Genomic DNA, 16,671 nt, shown 5'->3' with positions numbered 1-16,671 from the left:
ACCTTGATCTCGCGCTTGATCTCGCGGGCGACCGTCTGGGCCTTGATCTCGCGCTTGATCTCGCGGGCGACCGTCTGGACCTTGATCTCCCGCTTGATCTCCCGCTTGATCTCGCGCGCCGGCTCGACGACCTTGATCTCCCGCGCCGCGGAGACCTGCGCGACCGACGTGGCGGGCACCGGGGCGGCCGACGCCGCACCGGCCGTCCCGAAGGCGGTGCCGGCGAGGACGGCGGCGGCGACGGCGAGGCGGGCCGCGCGGCGCTGCCAGGTGCGGGTGGAGGTCATGATCGGTGCTCGCTCTCTGCTGAGGAGGTCTGCCCGGTCACCCGGGCGAACAGCGGTTCAGGTACGTGCCTGCCATCGGCCCCGCGTCACGACCACTTGAGCCCGGAACCGTGCGCTCGCGCCCGGACCGACGGAGCGCGAAGCCCCTGGTCGGGAGGATCTGTAACGATACGGACGTCGTGGTCCGGAGGAAAGAGGACGGATCGGGCGGGTGAAAACACCCGTGACCGGGCGTGTGCGGCGCCCGGTCGTGCCCGGTCGCGACGGTCGGCGCCCCGCGGCACAGTGGTCCCATGACCTCGGACCCCGGCCTCACCCCCGTCCCGCTCGTCCCCGTCGGCTCCTCCGACCTCCGGGTGGCCCCGCTCGCCCTCGGCGGCAACGTCTTCGGCTGGACGGCCGACGAGGAGGCGTCCGTCGCCGTGCTCGACGCCTTCCGCGCGGCCGGCGGGTCCCTCGTCGACACCGCCGACAGCTACTCGGCCTGGGTCGACGGGCACACGGGCGGTGAGAGCGAGCGCGTCATCGGCCGCTGGCTCGCCGACCGCGGCTGCCGCGACGAGGTCGTCGTCGCGACGAAGGTCAGCCAGCACCCGGACTTCCGGGGTCTCGCGCCCGACACGGTCCGTCGTGCGGCCCACGCCTCGCTCGAGCGCCTGGGCGTCGAGCGCATCGACCTGTACTACGCCCACTTCGACGACGAGAGCACGCCGATCGAGGACACGGCCACCGCCTTCTCGGCCCTCGTCGACGAGGGCGTCGTCCGGCACGTCGCGCTGTCGAACTACGCGCCCGAGCGCATCGACGCCTGGATGGCCGCGGTGCAGGAGCGGGGGCTGCACGTTCCGGTGGCGCTGCAGCCGCACTACAACCTCGTCGAGCGCGACTTCGAGGGGGCCCTGCGGGAGCGGGCGGAGCGGTACGGGCTGGGCGTCCTGCCGTACTTCGGCCTGGCCAAGGGCTTCCTCGCCGGCAAGTACCGCGAGGGCGGCCCCGCGGTGGACAGCCCGCGCGCGGGGCAGGCGGCGGGCTACCTCGACGACCGCGGCCGGCGGGTGCTCGCGGTGCTCGACGAGGTCGCGGAGGCGCACGGCGTGGCCGTCGCGTCCGTGTCGCTCGCGTGGCTGCGCCGGCAGCCGACGGTCGTCGGGCCGATCGCCTCGGCCCGCAGCACCGACCAGCTCGCCGACCTCGTCGCCTCCATGACGCTCGAGCTCACCCCCGCCGAGCTCGAGGCGCTGGACGCCGCATCGCGCCCGACGCCCTGACGCGGGTCAGCGGGCGGTCCCGCGCCGCGAGCCGCGCTGGGTGATCTCGCCGAGGACCTCGGGCAGGTACACGTCCTGGGGCCCCTCCGTGACGGGCCCCTGCTCGAGGACCGACCAGCGCCAGGTCGGGGCGACCGTCCACTGCGTCGTCGCGTCGTGCAGCCGGAGGGACAGCGCCACGGCGTACCGGTAGCCGAACCGGCGCTGGAGCTGCAGCCCGTACTCCTCGCCCTCCGGGCTGCCGTCGGCGGAGAGCTCGACGAGGAGCAGGTTGTGCTCCGGGCCCAGCTTGCCGCGCCGGTGGACGACGAGGTCCGGCGAGCGGTGGTCGGCGAGGCGCTCGGTGCTCTCCAGCGCCATGCCCGACCGCTCGTACTCGGTGTCGATGTCCCAGGACCGCTCGACGAGGGGCCGCAGGTTCCACCCGAGGTGGAAGGCGATCGAGCGCTGGCTCGGCCGGCTGGTCCCCGCCGTGGGGCTGAAGAGCGACCACTCGTTGACGAGCGTGTTGGTCAGGGCGATGCGGAGACGGGACTGCAGGTCCGGGAGCAGCATGCACGGACGGTAACGCCCCAGGTCGGGGGGCGCCTCACGCCGTCGGGCCGGGCAGGAAGGCGCGCAGGGCCTCGAGGCCCTCGGTGGTGACCGGCGGTCGGAGCGCTGGCGGGCGCCCGTCCCAGTCGGCCCGGTCCAGGCGGAACCGCAGGATCCGCGCGGGCATCCCCTCGACCGCCGCGTCGGCCGTCCCGTCGGGCCGGTAGCCCAGCGCCCGGGTGACGCCGAGCGACGCCGCGTTGTCCTCGCGGGCGGAGGTCGTCGCCGTCCGCGCCCCGAGGCCCTCGAACAGCAGGTGCAGGACGAGGTGGCGCATCTGCCGCCCGAGGCCCCGCCCCTGGTGCTCCCGCCCGAGCCAGGAGCCCGTCTCGGCGGCGCCCAGCACGGGGAAGTCGGTCGTCGTCATCGCCTGCACGCCGACGGCCCGGCCTTGGTGCAGGACGGCCAGCTCCAGGGACCACCGCGACGGGGTGAGCGCCGCCCGCTGCGCCCACTGGTAGGTGAGCACCGAGCGCGCCACCTCCGCGGGCGTGCCGCGCGTCCATGGGTGGAGGAACGGCATGCGGTCCTCGTCGTGCAGGCCGCGGGACGCCAGGTCCGCGAGGGCGAGGAGCAGCTCGTCGTCGAGGTAGCGCAGCTCGAGGTCGCCGCTGCGGACGCGCACCGCCGACGGCGGCCACAGCGCGGCCCACGACGGGCCGGTCATGGCTGCCGTCACCGGCCGTCACCGCCGACGGGCGTCGCGGCCTCACCGACCCCGCCGCGGCGCACCGCGTCCCGCAGGCGCAGCGGCAGGAGTGCGGCCAGGCCGAGGACCAGGACCGCCATGAGGCCGAGGATGCCCCAGTGCTGCGACCCGGACAGCGACACGCACACCGAGAACGCCAGCGGCGCCAGGGGGCTCGCGGCCCGGCCCGTCGTCGCGTACAGCCCGAAGACCTCGGTCGTGCGGCCGGGCGGGGCCAGCCGGGTCAGCAGGGACCGGCTCGCGGACTGCGCCGGCCCGACGAAGACGCACAGCAGCAGGCCCGCCACCCAGAACGCAGCAGGTCCGGCGTCGTGCAGGAAGAACAGGGCCAGCCCGGTGACGAGCAGCCCGACGAGGGACGCGACGACGACCGCCCGCGGACCGACGCGGTCGTCGAGCGTCCCGCCGGCGAACGTCGCGAGGCCGGCCACGACGTTCGCGGCGATGGCGAACACGACGACCTCCCCGGCCGAGAACCCGAAGGTGCCCGAGGCGATGACGGCGCCGAACGTGAACACCCCCGCGAGCCCGTCGCGGTACACCGCGCTCGCCACGAGGTAGCCGAGCAGGGTGCGGTCGTGCCGCCACAGCTCCCGGACGTCGGCGGCGAGCCGGCGGTAGGACGCCAGCAGCCCGAGCCGCTCCGGCGCGGGACCCGTCCGGGGCTCGTCGCGCACGACGAGCAGCACCGGGACGGCGAACACCGCGAACCACAGGGCCGACACGAGGACGGCCGCGCGGATGTTCCACCCGTCCTCGCCCGTGACGCCGAACCAGCCGACCTCCGGGTTGATGAACCCCACGAAGAGCAGGAGCAGGAGCACGATCCCGCCGAGGTAGCCCGCCCCCCAGCCGATCCCGCTGACCCGCCCGTACGTCGCGGGGGTCGCGACCCGGGTGATCATGCCGTTGTAGGTCACCGACGCGAGCTCGAAGGTGATGTTGGCGAGCGCGAGGATCGTCAGGCCGAGGACGACGTTCGTCGCCAGGGCGTCCGGGTCGGGTCGCACCACGGCGAGCGACAAGCACAGCAGGACCGTCACCGCCGTGAGCAAGCCCAGGCGGCGGGTGCGCCGGCCCGTGCGGTCGACGCGGCTGCCCAGCACGGGTGCGAGCAGCGCGATGAGCACCCCGGCGGCGGTCAGCCCCCAGCCGAGCCAGGAGGAGTGCTCGGCCAGGACGGCCTGGACCGCGGCCCGCGCCGGCCCGTCCGTCACGCCGGCCGCGGACTCCGCGTCCGCGTCGGCGACGAGGGCCGGGTCGACGAAGGCGTCGGACGTGATCCACCGCGTGAAGACGAACGTCGTGATGACGGCGTTGAACGCCGCCGAGCCCCAGTCCCAGGCGGCCCACGCCGCGATGCGCCGCCGGTCACCCGGCGTGCCGGCGACGGCGGCGGGCGTGGCGGTCGACGGCACCGTGCGGCTCACGCGCCAGACCCTAGGCCCCCGGGGCGGCGGTGCCCAGGGGTGGTGCCGCGCGTGGTGCTGCGTGTGGTGCTGCGTGTGGTGCTGCGTTAGTGCCGCGCGCCGGACGGACGAGACCCCCCGGCCCGGGCGGGCAGGGGGGTCTCGTGGACGGCGTGCCGACGGGCGGCGCCGGGGTCAGCCCTTGGTCTCGCCCTCCGGGCGGGTCTCGAGCGCGCCCGTGGGGTCGACCGTCACGGTCGTGCCCGCCGCGGTGCCCTCACCGGTCGGCGTCTCGACGTCCGCGTCCTCCGTCTGGACCGCGGCCGCGGCGTCCGCGGCGCTGCCCGCGGCCTCGTCGGTGCCGGCGGAGCCGCCGGAGGAGCGGCGGCCGGCCTTCTTCGTGGCCTCCTTGGCGGAGCCGGCCACGTCGGCGACCTTCTCGGCCAGGTCCTTGCGGGCCTCCTGGACCTTCTCGCCGAGGTCCTCGGTCACCTCGGCCAGCTTGCCGGCGGCCTGACGGCCCTTGGCGACGGCGCTGCCGGCGGCCTCGCCCACCGCCTCGGCGGCGCCACCGGCCACGTCCTGCGCGTCGGCGGCGCGGTGCTTGGCGGCGTCGGCCTTCTCGGCCGGCTCCCACGGCTCGGCCCACGGGTCGCCCGCGGAGCGGCTGCGCACGTAGGCGTAGGCGGCGGCGCCCGTGCCGGCGACGGCGGCGACGACCCAGAAGACCTTGCCGGCGCCGCCCTTCTTCTGCTGCACGACCGCGGTACCGGCGGCGGTGGCCGCGGCGGCCTGCACGGCGGCCCGGCTCGACTCCGCGCGCTCGGCCGCCGCGTCGACGGCGGCGGTCGCGGCGGCCCCGGCCTTCTCCGCCGCCTCGTTGAGCGCGGCGACGAGCTTGGGCAGCAGGTCCGCGACGAGCTTGTCGTGCGCGGTGCCGATGGCGGGGGTCGCCCGCTCGGCGGCCTTCTCCACGCGGGGCGCGGCGGCCTTGACGCTCTCCTTGTAGACCGTCTCGATGCGCGGGGCGAGCCACTCGACGAGCGCCTCGACCTTCGGCGCGGCGTAGTCCTTGGCCTCGGTGGCGTACAGGGCCGCCTTCTCGGCGGCGACCTTGCTCTGCTTGAGCGCCTCGGCGGCACCGACGCCGGCCGTGGTGGCGGCGACGGCGGCGGTGGCCCTGCTGTGCTTGATCGCGTCGGCCGCGGTGGCCGACAGGCCTGCGGCCCGCTGCTTGATCAGCTCGCTGTCCAGCTCGACGGGGGGACGGCGGATGCTGAAGCTCATGGTCTGCCTCCGGTGGCGGTCGTGGCGTGGCCACTCACTCTGCCACCGACGGCGCACGCGCGCAGCGGTTCCGGGCGACGAGCCACCTGTGCGTCCCCCGCACCGCCGCCGCCCTGGTCACCCCTCGCGCGCGCCTCCCCTCGGCCCCTCCAGATCCTGCGCGCGAGGCCCTGCGTGCCAGGATGGACCCATGTTCGCGACCCTGCACACGTCCGCCGGCGACATCCGCGTCGAGCTGTTCGAGAACCACGCGCCGAAGACCGTCCAGAACTTCGTCGGCCTGGCCACCGGCACCCAGGAGTGGACCGACCCCCGCACGCGCGAGAAGCGGACGGACGCGCTGTACAGCGACGTCGTGTTCCACCGCGTCATCCCGAACTTCATGATCCAGGGCGGCGACCCCCTCGGCACCGGCACCGGTGGCCCCGGCTACCAGTTCGACGACGAGATCCACCCCGAGCTGCAGTTCGACCAGCCCTACCTGCTCGCCATGGCCAACGCCGGCAAGCGCCCGCACCCGGTCACCGGCCGCCCCGCCGGCACCAACGGCTCGCAGTTCTTCATCACCGTCGCCGCCACGGGCTGGCTCAACGGCAAGCACACCATCTTCGGCAAGGTCGCCGACGAGGAGAGCAAGAAGGTCGTCGACGCCATCGCCGCCACGCCGACGCGTCCCGGGGACCGGCCCGTCACCGACGTCGTGCTGACGTCGGTCGACGTCGAGTCCTGAGCACCGCCGCGGCCGGGTCGGGGACGGACCGCCGCCCGTGACGCACGTGCCGCCGCCCCCCGCCCCACCCCCGCCGCCGGGGCCGCCGGTCGACCCCGGCCCGGCGGCGGGGGGCCCGGCCGCGGTCCCGGTCTGCCCCCGCCACCCCGACCGCGTCTCGTACGTCCGCTGCCAGCGCTGCGGCCGCCCGACGTGCCCGGACTGCCAGCGCCCGGCGGCGGTCGGGATCCAGTGCGTGGACTGCGTCGCGCAGGCCGCGCGGACGGCACCCCAGGTGCGGACGGCCTTCGGCGGCCGGCTGCGCGACGGGCGGCCGGTGGTGACGCTCGTGCTCATCGCCCTGTGCGTGGGCTCGTACGGGCTGCAGTGGCTCGTGCCCGGGTGGACGGGGCGGTGGGCCTTCGCACCGGTGGTCGGCGCCGCGGAGCCCTGGCGGTTCCTCACCGCCGCCTTCCTGCACTCGCCGACGAGCATCCTGCACCTGGCGTTCAACATGGTGGCGCTCTGGGCGGTGGGGCCGTTCCTCGAGCAGTCGCTCGGGCGCGCGCGCTACCTGCTGCTCTACGGCCTGAGCGCGGTCGGCTCGTCCGTCGCGGTGCTGCTGCTCGCGACCCCCACCGACTCCTGGTTCACGCCGGTGGTGGGCGCGTCGGGGGCGGTGTTCGGGCTGTTCGGCGCGGTGCTCGTGGTGCTGCGCAGGCTGGGCCGGTCGGCGCGCGGCATCGTCGGCGTCCTCGTCGTGAACCTCGTGCTCGGGTTCGTCGTGCCGAGCATCTCCTGGCAGGGGCACCTCGGCGGGCTCGTCACGGGCGCGGCGGTCGGCGCCGCGCTGGCGTACGCGCCCCGCGCCCGACGACGGGCCGTCGCGGTGGCCACCGGCGTCGGGACGCTCGTGGTCCTGGTCGTGGCGGCCGTCGTCACCTACGCGGCGGTCGGCCTCGTCTGACGTCGCGTGCGACCCCTGCGGCGACAGACGCCTCGTCGTCCACAGCCCTCCGGGTCGTCCACAGGGCGGTCCACCGCTGGGGACGAATGACACCGGTGTGATTTCCACAGGCATGTCCACCGCTGGGGAGAACGACACCGGTGTCATTCGTGCCGCGCCAGGCGGGCGGTCAGCGCCAGCGCGTCGTCATCCCGAAGCCGACCAGCATGATCGCGAAGCCCACCCCGAGGTTCCAGCGGCCGATCGACGGGATCGGGTACTGGGAGTTCGACAGGTAGGTCGTCACCACCCATACGAGCCCGACGAGCATGAGCCCGAGCATCACGGGCACCCACCAGGCGGGGTTGGGCTTGCGGGCCGCCGTCGTGCCGGTGGGCGGCGGCGTGAAGGCCGGCTTCTTGCGGGACCTCGACTCGGGCACGGACGCACTCCTCGTTCGGCGGGTGGCGGGCGCCGATGTGGGTGGTGGACCCGCGCCGGCCTGCTCTGACCTAGCGTAGTGCGGGCCCGCCGCTGCCCCCGGGGAGGAGGCCTCCGTGACCACGTCGCCGCGCCGCCTGCGCCCCGCGCTGTCCATCGGGGTCGTCGCGGCGCTCAGCGCGGTGCTGTTCGCCGCCAACGCCCGGGTCGCGGACGGCTCCGCCACCCGGCAGCCGCAGGACCTCGCGGGGCTGCTCGAGGCGGAGTCCGACCGGGTCACGGGGCTCGCGGGCCGTGTCGACGCGCTGCGCGCGGAGGTCGACGCCCTGAGCGAGGGCATCGCGGCGGCCGAGGGGGCGCCGGCACCCACCCCGGCGCCCGCCCTGCTCGTCGCGGGCGGCACCGTGCCCGTGTCGGGCCCGGGGCTGACGGTCCAGCTCGACGACGCACCGCCGGACCAGCCCGGCGTCGACGCGGACATCCTCGTCGTGCACCAGCAGGACCTCCAGGCCGTCATCAACGCGCTCTGGGCCGGCGGGGCCGAGGCGATGACGCTCATGGGCCAGCGCGTCGTCTCGACCACGGCCTTCGAGTGCGTCGGGAACGTCCTGCGCCTGCACGGGCGCGTGTTCTCCCCGCCCTACACCGTGCAGGCCGTGGGGGACCCGGAGTCGCTGCGGGCCGCGCTCGGGCGCTCGCGGGAGGTCCGCCTCTACCAGGAGGCGGTCGACGAGTACGGGCTCGGCTGGTCCGTGGCGGCGGAGGACCGGCTGCGGCTGCCCGCCTACACGGGCGTAACGGACCTAGGCACCGCGCGCGTGCCCGACGACGTCGACGCGCTCGCGGTGGCGCCGTGACGGGCGCGACGGCGACCACGGCGACGGGACCGGCGGTCCCCGTGACGCCGCGTCGCGGAGGTCGGGCGGCCGGGGCGGCCTGGGGTGCCGTGGGGGTGCTCGGCGAGCTGCTCATCACCGCCGGTGTGCTGCTGCTGGCCTTCCTGGCGTGGCAGCTGTGGTGGACGGACGTGGTCGGCAACCGCGAGCAGGCGTCCGTCGTCGCGGGCCTGGAGCGGGAGGAGCCGCCGACCACGGCCCCGGCCGACGGCACCGGCGACGAGGAGGGCGCGGCGCCCGCGCCCGCGCCGGTGGTGGCGCCGCCGCGGTACGACGAGCCGCCCGTCGACGAGGAGCCCGCCCACGCGACGACCTTCGCCACGCTGCAGGTGCCGCGGTGGGCCGGCGAGCCCGAGCGGCCCGTGAGCCAGGGCACCGACCGGGAGACGGTGCTCGACGTGCTCGGCATCGGGCACTACGAGGGCACGGCCATGCCGGGCGGCGTCGGGAACTTCGCCGTGGCGGCGCACCGGACCACCTACGCCAAGCCGTTCCACCGCATCGAGGAGCTGGGCGTCGGCGACCCCCTCGTCGTGCGGACCGACGACACCTGGTACGTGTACCGCGTCACCTCGTGGGACGTGGTGACGCCGGCGGACGTCGACGTCATCGCGCCGGTGCCGGGGGACCCGTCGGCGGAGCCGACCGAGCGGACCATCACGCTGACGACGTGCCACCCCATGTACTCCGCTCGCGAGCGCTACGTCGTGCACGGCGTGCTCGACCACTGGGCGCCCGTCGCGGACGGGACACCGGCCGAGCTGCTGCCCGGCGCCTGATGCCCCGTGCCGGCGTGGTGCCCTGGCACGGACAGGCCAGGCATCATGGGGGACGGCGCGCGGGGATCCGCGCGGAGGTGCACGGGGACGGGCACGGGGACGAGCACGGCGACGAGCACGGCGACGAGCACGGGACAGGCGGGGAGGTGGTGGACGTGTACGGATGGCTGTGGCGTCACCTGCCGGGGCCCGTGGTCGTGCGCGCGCTGCTGCTGCTGGTCCTCGCGGCGGCCGTGCTGGCCGCGCTGTTCACGTGGGTATTCCCCGCGGTCGCGCCCCTCATGCCCTTCAACGACACCACGGTGGGTGAGCCATGACCAAGATCCTCGTGGTCGACAACTACGACTCCTTCGTCTACACGATCGTCGGCTACCTGCAGCAGCTCGGCGCCGAGACCGTCGTCGTGCGCAACGACGCGGTGCCGCCGGTCGAGGACCGCGCGGCGTTCGACGGCGTGCTCGTCTCGCCCGGACCGGGCAACCCGCAGGAGGCCGGCCAGAGCCTGCAGGTGATCCGGGACTGCGCCGAGCGTGCGACGCCGATGCTGGGGGTCTGCCTCGGCCACCAGGCCCTCGGCGAAGCCTTCGGCGGGACGGTCACGCACGCGCCGGAGCTCATGCACGGCAAGACGAGCCGGGTCGAGCACGCGGGGGCCGGCGTGCTCGCCGGGCTGCCCACGCCGTTCACCGCCACGCGGTACCACTCGCTCGCCGTCGTGGACGGCACCGTGCCCGACGAGCTCGAGGTCACCGCGCGGGCCAACGGCATCATCATGGGGCTGCAGCACCGGGAGCTCCCGCTGCACGGCGTGCAGTTCCACCCCGAGTCCGTGCTGACCGAGGGCGGCCACCGCCTGCTGGCCAACTGGCTCGGGGTCTGCGGCAGCCGCGACGCCGTCGAGCGCGCCGAGGGCCTGCACCCGCTCGTGCGTCTGTAGGCGGTCGCCGACCCGTCGTCGGGCGGCAGCGCGCAGGAGGCCCCGGACCGTGCGGTCCGGGGCCTCCTCACGTCAACGGTCCCGCGCGTCAGTCGTCGTCGTTCCCGCCACCGTTGCCGCCGCCGTTGCCGCCACCGTTCCCGCCACCGTTGCCGCCGCCGTTCCCGTTGCCGCCGCCCGTCGCGGTGGGGGACGGCGAGGCGCCCGCCCCCGACGAGACCGTCACCTGGACGGTGGACCCCGCCCGGACGGTCGTGCCGCCCGCGGGGTTGGTGGAGACGACCGCGCCGGCGGGCTGCTGCTCGGACGGCGCGTCCACCCGCTCGGGGACGAGCCCGAGCGCGTCCAGCGCGGCGGCGACGTCGTCGTAGCCCTTGCCGACGAGGTCGGTGGGCACCGTCGCGGTGGTCGGGGCCGTCGCGACCTCGAGGGTGATCGTCGTCTGCTGGCGCACGAGCCCGCCGGCCGGCAGGTCCTGGGACACGACCGTGCCAGGAGCGGCGTCGCCGGTCTCGACGTTGGTCGTGGCCGGGCGCAGGTTGAGGTCGGTGAGGAGCGCGATCGCCTCGTCGACGTTCTTCGTCGTCACGTCCGGCACCTGCACGTTGCCGGTGGACACGAAGAGCGTCACCGTCTGCCCGTCCGCGGCCGGCGCGTTGGCGGCGGGGTCGGTCTTCGTGACCTGGCCCGCCGGGAAGTCGGGGTTGTCCTCGGTCTGCCGGTCGTCGGACACGACGAGGCCCTCCGCCTCGAGGATCCGCGTCGCCTCCTGCTCCGAGCGGCCGGACACGTCCGGCACGACCACCTCGGCCGGTCCGGTCGACACGGTGAGCGTGACCTCGCTGCCCAGCTCGGCCTGCTGCCCCTCCTCGGGGTCGCTGCTGATGACCTGGCCCTCCGGGACGCTGTCCGAGGCCGCCTCGGCGTGCCGGTCCTCCAGCCCCACCGCGTCCAGCGCGGCCACGGCGTCCGCCTCCACGAGCCCGACCACCGGCGGCACCGCGACCGTCTCCGGCCCGGCGTCGCGCTGGTTGAGCAGGAGGGCGACGATGCCCGCCAGCGCGAGCAGACCGACGAGCACGAGGGCGACGACGAGACCCCGGCGGCTGCGCGGCGGCTCGTCGGCGACCACGGGGGTGGCGGCCGTCGTCGGGCCGGTGGGCGGTCCCGCGGTGCGCGGCGCCCACGCGGGCGCGGTCGGCGGGAGGGCGGCCGTCGTCGCCGCGGCCGGTGCGGGTGCCAGGACGGCGGTCGCGTCCCCCGCCGCCGGCAGGGCCAGCGCCGCGGCGACCGACGGCGCGGTCACGGACCCGCCGCGGACCGCCTGCTCGAGGTCGGCGCGGAACTCCGCCGCCGAGGAGTAGCGGTTCGTCCGGTCCTTGGCCAGCGCCTTGAGCGTGATCCGGTCAAGGGTCTCGGGCACGTCCCCTGCGAGGGCGCTCGGCACGGGCGGCTGCTCGTGCACGTGCTGCACCGCCACCGAGACCGGGGAGTCGCCCTGGAACGGCGGCCGGCCGGTGAGCAGCTCGAACAGCAGGCAGCCCGTGGAGTACAGGTCCGAGCGGGCGTCGACGCTCTCCCCGCGGGCCTGCTCGGGGGACAGGTACTGGGCCGTGCCGATGACGGCCTGCGTCTGCGTCATGGTGGCCGAGGAGTCGGCCAGCGCCCGCGCGATGCCGAAGTCCATGACCTTGACCGCACCCGTAGGCGTCAGCATGACGTTCGCGGGCTTGATGTCGCGGTGGACGATCCCGGCGTGGTGGGAGTACTCGAGCGCCGACAGGACGCCCGTGGTGATCTCCACGGCCTCCTCGATGGGCACGGCGTGCCCGTCGCGCAGGATGTCGCGGACGGTGTGGCCCTCGACGTACTCCATGACGATGAAGGGCACGTGGCTCGTGGCGCCCGTGCGCTCGGTGACGAGGTCCTCGCCCGTGTCGTACACGGCGACGATCGCGGGGTGGTTGAGCGCCGCGGCGGCCTGCGCCTCGCGCCGGAACCGCGCCTGGAAGGAGGGGTCACGCGCGAGGTCCGAGCGCAGGATCTTGATGGCGACCGTGCGGCCCAGCCGGCGGTCGTGCCCGATGTGCACCTCCGCCATGCCGCCGCGGCCGATGGTCTCACCGACCTCGTAGCGGCCCGCGAGGATGCGCGATCCGTCGTCCATCAGAGGAGATCCTTCGTTCGTTCCGAGTGCCCGGCCGGGGTCGTGGCCCCCGGCCCGGCGTCCTGGCCGATCATCGCACCCGCGCCGACGGCGGCACCGCCGGCGGCACCGCCCACGGGTCCGCCGGTGCGGTCCGTCAGCAGCAGGCCCAGCAGCACGAGGAGCCCGGCGACGACCAGCGCGAGGACCCACCGGCCCGCCGCGCCGCGGCGCCGCGGCCGGCGTCGGACCGTGGGCTGGACGGCCGTGCGCGGGCCGCTCGCCCGTGGTGGTGGCGACCCCGCGGCGGTCCCGCCCGCCGTCCGCGGCCCGCCGGGCCGGACGGGTGGTGGGACGGACGGGGGCACGGACGACGGGGGCGACGACGGCTGGACGGGCGCCGCCGTACCTGCTGCGCCCGGTGCTGACCGGGGCGCGAACGACGGCGGCGCACCCACGACGCCGGTGCGCGGCCAGACGGGCGTGCGGGAGGTCGTCAGCGCGGTGCCGGCCTCCTCGAGCAGCCGCGCGAGCTCGGCGCCGGACCGCGGGCGCGCCGACGGTTCCTTCGACAGCAGCCGCAGGACGAGCGCGGCCAGCGCGACGGGCACCGCCGGCGGCAGCGGCGGGACGGGCGAGTTCACGTGAGCCACCGCGATGTCCACGGTCGTCGGGCCCGTGAAGGGCCGCTTCCCCGCCAGCGCCTCGTACGCGACGACGCCGAGCGCGTACAGGTCCGACAGCGGCGTGGCGGGCCGCCCGACGGCCTGCTCGGGCGACAGGTACTGGGCCGTCCCCATGACCATGCCCGTGGCCGTCATCGCCTGCTGCCCGTCCGAGCGGGAGACGCCGAAGTCGGTGATCTTCACGCGCCCGTCGGCGGTGACGAGGATGTTGCCCGGCTTCACGTCGCGGTGCACGACGCCCGCCCGGTGCGCGGCGTCCAGTCCCCGCGCGGTCTGCGCGAGGACCGGCAGCAGCCGCGCCGGCGGCAGCACGGGCTCGCGCTCGAGGATGTCGCTCAGCGGCTCGCCCTCGACGAGCTCCTGCACGAGGTAGGCGGACCCGTCCTGCTCGCCGTAGTCGTACATCTGCGCGACGTTCTCGTGGTGCAGGTCGGCGCTGTTGCGGGCCTCGGCCTGGAAGCGCTGGAGGAAGGCCGGGTCGCCCGCGAACTCCTCGCGCAGCACCTTGACCGCGACCGGCCGGTGCAACGACTCGTCCTCCCCCGCCCACACCTCGCCCATGCCGCCGGTCGCGATCGGCCGCACGAGGCGGTAGCGGCCGCCCAGCACCACGCCCTCCCCGGTCCTCACGAGCCCAGCACCGCCTGCATGACGGCCCGGGCGATCGGCGCGGCCACGCGGCCACCCGTCGCCTCCGAGCCCAGGTCCCCGCCGTTCTGCACGAAGACCGCGACGGCGACCCGGGGGTCGTCGGTCGGGGCGAAGCCCGTGAACCACGCGTGCGGGGCGGCCTCCGCGGTGGTCTGGGCGGTGCCGGTCTTCCCGGCCACCTGGACGCCGCCGATCTGCGCCGACGTCCCCGACCCGCCCTCGACGACGCCGACCATCATCCGCGTGAGCGACTCGGCGGTGGTGCCGGAGACGGCCTCGGACCGCACGGACGGCTCGGTCCGCGACACCACGGACAGGTCCGCGGCGCGCACGGTGTCGACGAGGGTCGGCTCCATGAGCACCCCGTCGTTCGCGATGGCGGCGGCCACCAGGGCCATCTGCAGCGGGCTCGCGGTGACGCTGCCCTGGCCGATCGCGGCGAGCGCGGTCTGCGCGCCGTCGAGGTCGTCGGGGAACGTGCTGCCGGCGGCGTTCGGCAGGATCGCCGGCGGGTCGGCGTCGAACCCGAACCGCTGCGCCTGCTCCTCCAGCGCCTCCGCGCCGAGCTCGATGCCGAGGCCGGCGAACGCGGTGTTGCAGGAGACGCGCAGCGCGTCGGCCAGGCTGATCGGGTCGGCACCGCAGCCGCCACCGCCGAAGTTGCCGAGGGTGGAGGAGCTCAGCGGCAGCTCGAGCTCCGTCGGCGCGGGCAGCTCGCTCTCCGGCGTCCAGCGCCCGTCCTCGAGCGCTGCGGCGGCCGTCACGAGCTTGAACGTCGACCCGGGCGGGTAGTTCTCCTGGGTCGCCTTCGAGCGCAGGGGGTTGCCGGGAGCGGCGACGAGCTCGTCGAAGGCCTGGGACGCGGCGGCGGTGTCGTGGACGGCCAGCGTGTTGGGGTCGTAGCCGGGGGTGGACACGAGCGCGAGGATCCGGCCCGTGGCCGGCTCGATGGCCACGACGGCGCCCTGCTGCTGGCCGAGCGCGTCCCGCGCCGCCTGCTGCGCGGCGGGCAGGAGCGTGGTCTCGACCGTCGCGCCCTCCGGCCGCTGCCCGGTGAGCACGTCGCGCAGGCGGGAGAAGAACAGCCGGTCGGACCGGCCCGTGAGCACGTCGTCCTGCGTGTCCTCCAGTCCCCAGCCCGCCCCGTTGGCGATGGAGTAGAAGCCCGTGACGGCCGACCACAGCGGCCCGTCGGCGTACACGCGCTGGTAGCCGAAGGCGTCGTCGACCGGCGTGGAGGACGCGACCGCCTCCCCCGCGACGACGATCGAGCCCCGGGCGTTGCCGAACTCGCGGTAGATGGTGCGGACGTTGCGCGGGTCGTTGTTGAGCGAGCCCGCCTGCACGTACTGCACCGCGGTGACGCTGCCGAGCAGGGCCAGGAACATGACGAGGACGACGGACGCCAGGCGGCGCAGGGGTGTGTTCACCGCGGCACCCCCCGGACCACCTCGGTCGGCTGGTCGTCGTCCCCGTCCCCGCCGGCGCGCCCGACGCCAGGCCCGACCGGGGTGCCCGTGACGACGGGGGTGCCGTGCGCCGGCGTGCCCGTGCCGGGCCCGCCGGTGGGCGTGCCGCCGCCGGGCGTGACCGTGCGGACCGCCGGGGCGGGACGGCGGGCCTCGTCGGAGATGCGCAGGAGCAGGGCGACGACCACCCAGTTCGCGACGAGCGACGAGCCGCCGTAGGCGAGGAACGGCGTCGTGAGACCGGTCAGCGGGATGAGGCGCGTGACGCCGCCGACGACGACGAAGCACTGCACGGCGATGACGAACGACAGCCCGCCGGCCAGGAGCTTGCCGAAGCCGTCGCGCACCCCGATCGCGGTGCGCAGCCCGCGCTGCACGAGGACGAGGTAGCAGGCGAGCACCGCCATGAGACCGGTCAGCCCCAGCTCCTCGCCCAGGGAGGCGACGATGAAGTCCGACTCGGCGTAGGGGACCAGATCGGGGCGGCCCTCGCCCCACCCGGTGCCGAACAGGCCGCCGCTCGCCATGCCCCACAGCCCCTGCACGAGCTGGCCGGACCCCCCGGGCGAGCGCGCGTAGACCTCGTCGTCGAGCGCGTGCAGCCACACGTCGAACCGCGCGGCGACGTGCCCGAAGGTCGACGCGGCCGCCGCGGCCCCCCCGGCGAACAGGGCCAGGCCGATCACCACCCAGCTCACGCGCTCGGTGGCGAGGTAGAGCATCGCGACGAACATCCCGAAGAACAGCAGCGACGTCCCCAGGTCCCGCTCGAGGACGAGCACGCCGAGCGAGACGAGCCAGACGAGGAGGATCGGGCCGAGGTCCCGGGCCCGCGGGAGCTGCAGCCCCAGCAGCTTGGGGCCGGCGAGCGCGAGCGTGTCGCGGTTGCTGACGAGGTAGCCCGCGAAGAAGACGGCCAGCGCGATCTTCCCGAACTCGGCGGGCTGCAGGCCGACGCCGCCGACGCGCACCCAGATCCGGGCGCCGTTGATCGTGGCCCCGATGAACGGCAGCAGCGGCAGCACGAGCAGGACGAGGCCCGCCAGCATCGCCACGTAGGTGTAGCGCCGCAACGTGCGGTGGTCGCGCAGCCAGACGAGCACGGCCGCGGCCAGCACCATCGACAGCGCGGTCCACGTGAGCTGTCGGACCGAGAAGCCCGTCTCCTCCGCGAGGTCGATGCGGTAGATCATCGCCAGGCCGATGCCGTTGAGGCCGACCGCCAGCGGCAGGATCACGGGGTCCGCGTAGGGCGCGCGCCAGCGCAGCACCCCGTGCAGCGCGAGCGACAGCACGGTCAGCCCGATGGCGTAGCCGAGCCAGTTGGTGGGGACCGCGTCGGCCGTCCCCAGCCCGACGAGGGCGTACGCGCCGACGCCCAGCGCGAGGGCGAGGACGAGCAGCCCGAGCTCGGTGGTGCGCCCGGCACGGACCTGGTGGGAGGCGATGGTGGCCAC

General features: G+C 75.5%; 17 protein-coding genes. 7 read left to right on the top strand and 10 right to left on the bottom strand.

Translation table 11 applies throughout. The features are described 5' to 3' along the window. Positions 1-287: hypothetical protein (locus tag BM048_RS15230; protein WP_217644271.1), on the bottom strand; the 287-nt coding region annotated here is incomplete at its 3' end. Positions 288-580: 293 nt separating this feature from the next. Between BM048_RS15230 and BM048_RS15225 the strand changes: the two genes are divergently transcribed. Next, positions 581-1,555 (top strand): aldo/keto reductase, encoded by a 975-nt coding sequence (locus tag BM048_RS15225; RefSeq protein WP_090034308.1) that lies wholly within the window; start codon positions 581-583, stop codon positions 1,553-1,555. A 6-nt stretch (positions 1,556-1,561) separates the two neighbouring features. On the opposite strand, the gene BM048_RS15220 is transcribed toward BM048_RS15225, so the two are convergent. The 4 genes from BM048_RS15220 to BM048_RS15205 form a co-directional block, all read right to left on the bottom strand. Then, positions 1,562-2,110 carry a hypothetical protein gene (locus tag BM048_RS15220; protein WP_090034307.1) on the bottom strand — a complete coding sequence of 183 codons (549 nt, stop codon included), beginning with the start codon at positions 2,108-2,110 and terminating at the stop codon, positions 1,562-1,564. A 34-nt stretch (positions 2,111-2,144) separates the two neighbouring features. Beyond that, complete coding sequence (locus BM048_RS15215; RefSeq protein ID WP_244890642.1) at positions 2,145-2,828, bottom strand: GNAT family N-acetyltransferase; 684 nt, start codon at positions 2,826-2,828, stop codon at positions 2,145-2,147. Next, positions 2,825-4,288 (bottom strand): MFS transporter, encoded by a 1,464-nt coding sequence (locus BM048_RS15210; RefSeq protein WP_239079007.1) that lies wholly within the window; start codon positions 4,286-4,288, stop codon positions 2,825-2,827. Before BM048_RS15210 ends, BM048_RS15215 begins: the two co-directional genes overlap by 4 nt. A gap of 174 nt (positions 4,289-4,462) precedes the next feature. After that, complete coding sequence (locus BM048_RS15205) at positions 4,463-5,554, bottom strand: hypothetical protein (protein ID WP_175499573.1); 1,092 nt, start codon at positions 5,552-5,554, stop codon at positions 4,463-4,465. A 190-nt stretch (positions 5,555-5,744) separates the two neighbouring features. Between BM048_RS15205 and BM048_RS15200 the strand changes: the two genes are divergently transcribed. Next, on the top strand, positions 5,745-6,284 hold the full coding sequence (locus BM048_RS15200) for a peptidylprolyl isomerase (protein ID WP_090034306.1): 540 nt from the start codon (positions 5,745-5,747) through the stop codon (positions 6,282-6,284). 235 nt (positions 6,285-6,519) lie between these two features. Further along, positions 6,520-7,230 carry a rhomboid family intramembrane serine protease gene (locus tag BM048_RS15195; RefSeq protein ID WP_239079008.1) on the top strand — a complete coding sequence of 237 codons (711 nt, stop codon included), beginning with the start codon at positions 6,520-6,522 and terminating at the stop codon, positions 7,228-7,230. A 169-nt stretch (positions 7,231-7,399) separates the two neighbouring features. Here BM048_RS15195 and BM048_RS15190 read toward each other — a convergent pair whose 3' ends face one another. Next, complete coding sequence (locus BM048_RS15190) at positions 7,400-7,651, bottom strand: cell division protein CrgA (protein ID WP_090034304.1); 252 nt, start codon at positions 7,649-7,651, stop codon at positions 7,400-7,402. 115 nt (positions 7,652-7,766) lie between these two features. Between BM048_RS15190 and BM048_RS15185 the strand changes: the two genes are divergently transcribed. From BM048_RS15185 to BM048_RS15170, 4 genes are all read left to right on the top strand, one after another. After that, positions 7,767-8,507: a DUF881 domain-containing protein gene (locus BM048_RS15185; RefSeq protein ID WP_090034303.1), complete on the top strand. Its 741-nt coding sequence runs from the start codon at positions 7,767-7,769 to the stop codon at positions 8,505-8,507. Next, positions 8,504-9,325 carry a class E sortase gene (locus tag BM048_RS15180; protein ID WP_244890641.1) on the top strand — a complete coding sequence of 274 codons (822 nt, stop codon included), beginning with the start codon at positions 8,504-8,506 and terminating at the stop codon, positions 9,323-9,325. Before BM048_RS15185 ends, BM048_RS15180 begins: the two co-directional genes overlap by 4 nt. Before the next feature lie 77 nt (positions 9,326-9,402). After that, positions 9,403-9,642: a hypothetical protein gene (locus BM048_RS15175; RefSeq protein ID WP_090034301.1), complete on the top strand. Its 240-nt coding sequence runs from the start codon at positions 9,403-9,405 to the stop codon at positions 9,640-9,642. Then, positions 9,639-10,262 carry an aminodeoxychorismate/anthranilate synthase component II gene (locus BM048_RS15170; protein ID WP_090034299.1) on the top strand — a complete coding sequence of 208 codons (624 nt, stop codon included), beginning with the start codon at positions 9,639-9,641 and terminating at the stop codon, positions 10,260-10,262. Before BM048_RS15175 ends, BM048_RS15170 begins: the two co-directional genes overlap by 4 nt. A gap of 88 nt (positions 10,263-10,350) precedes the next feature. Here BM048_RS15170 and pknB read toward each other — a convergent pair whose 3' ends face one another. From pknB to BM048_RS15150, 4 genes are read right to left on the bottom strand one after another with little or no spacing between them, the layout of a single operon-like run. After that, positions 10,351-12,429, bottom strand: a complete 2,079-nt coding sequence (pknB, locus tag BM048_RS15165; RefSeq protein ID WP_175499572.1) for a Stk1 family PASTA domain-containing Ser/Thr kinase — start codon at positions 12,427-12,429, stop codon at positions 10,351-10,353. Continuing rightward, positions 12,429-13,724 carry a serine/threonine-protein kinase gene (locus BM048_RS15160; protein ID WP_090034336.1) on the bottom strand — a complete coding sequence of 432 codons (1,296 nt, stop codon included), beginning with the start codon at positions 13,722-13,724 and terminating at the stop codon, positions 12,429-12,431. The genes pknB and BM048_RS15160 overlap by 1 nt, the downstream gene beginning before the upstream one ends. Beyond that, positions 13,721-15,175, bottom strand: a complete 1,455-nt coding sequence (locus tag BM048_RS15155) for a peptidoglycan D,D-transpeptidase FtsI family protein (RefSeq protein WP_090034298.1) — start codon at positions 15,173-15,175, stop codon at positions 13,721-13,723. Before BM048_RS15155 ends, BM048_RS15160 begins: the two co-directional genes overlap by 4 nt. Beyond that, positions 15,172-16,671 (bottom strand): FtsW/RodA/SpoVE family cell cycle protein, encoded by a 1,500-nt coding sequence (locus BM048_RS15150; protein ID WP_090034334.1) that lies wholly within the window; start codon positions 16,669-16,671, stop codon positions 15,172-15,174. Before BM048_RS15150 ends, BM048_RS15155 begins: the two co-directional genes overlap by 4 nt.

It is taken from the genome of Cellulomonas marina (genome assembly GCF_900111925.1).
GTDB classification, from domain to species: domain Bacteria; phylum Actinomycetota; class Actinomycetes; order Actinomycetales; family Cellulomonadaceae; genus Cellulomonas; species Cellulomonas marina.
The sequence above is the reverse complement of the archived record's forward strand: the minus strand, read 5'-3'. Positions and strand labels throughout refer to the sequence as shown.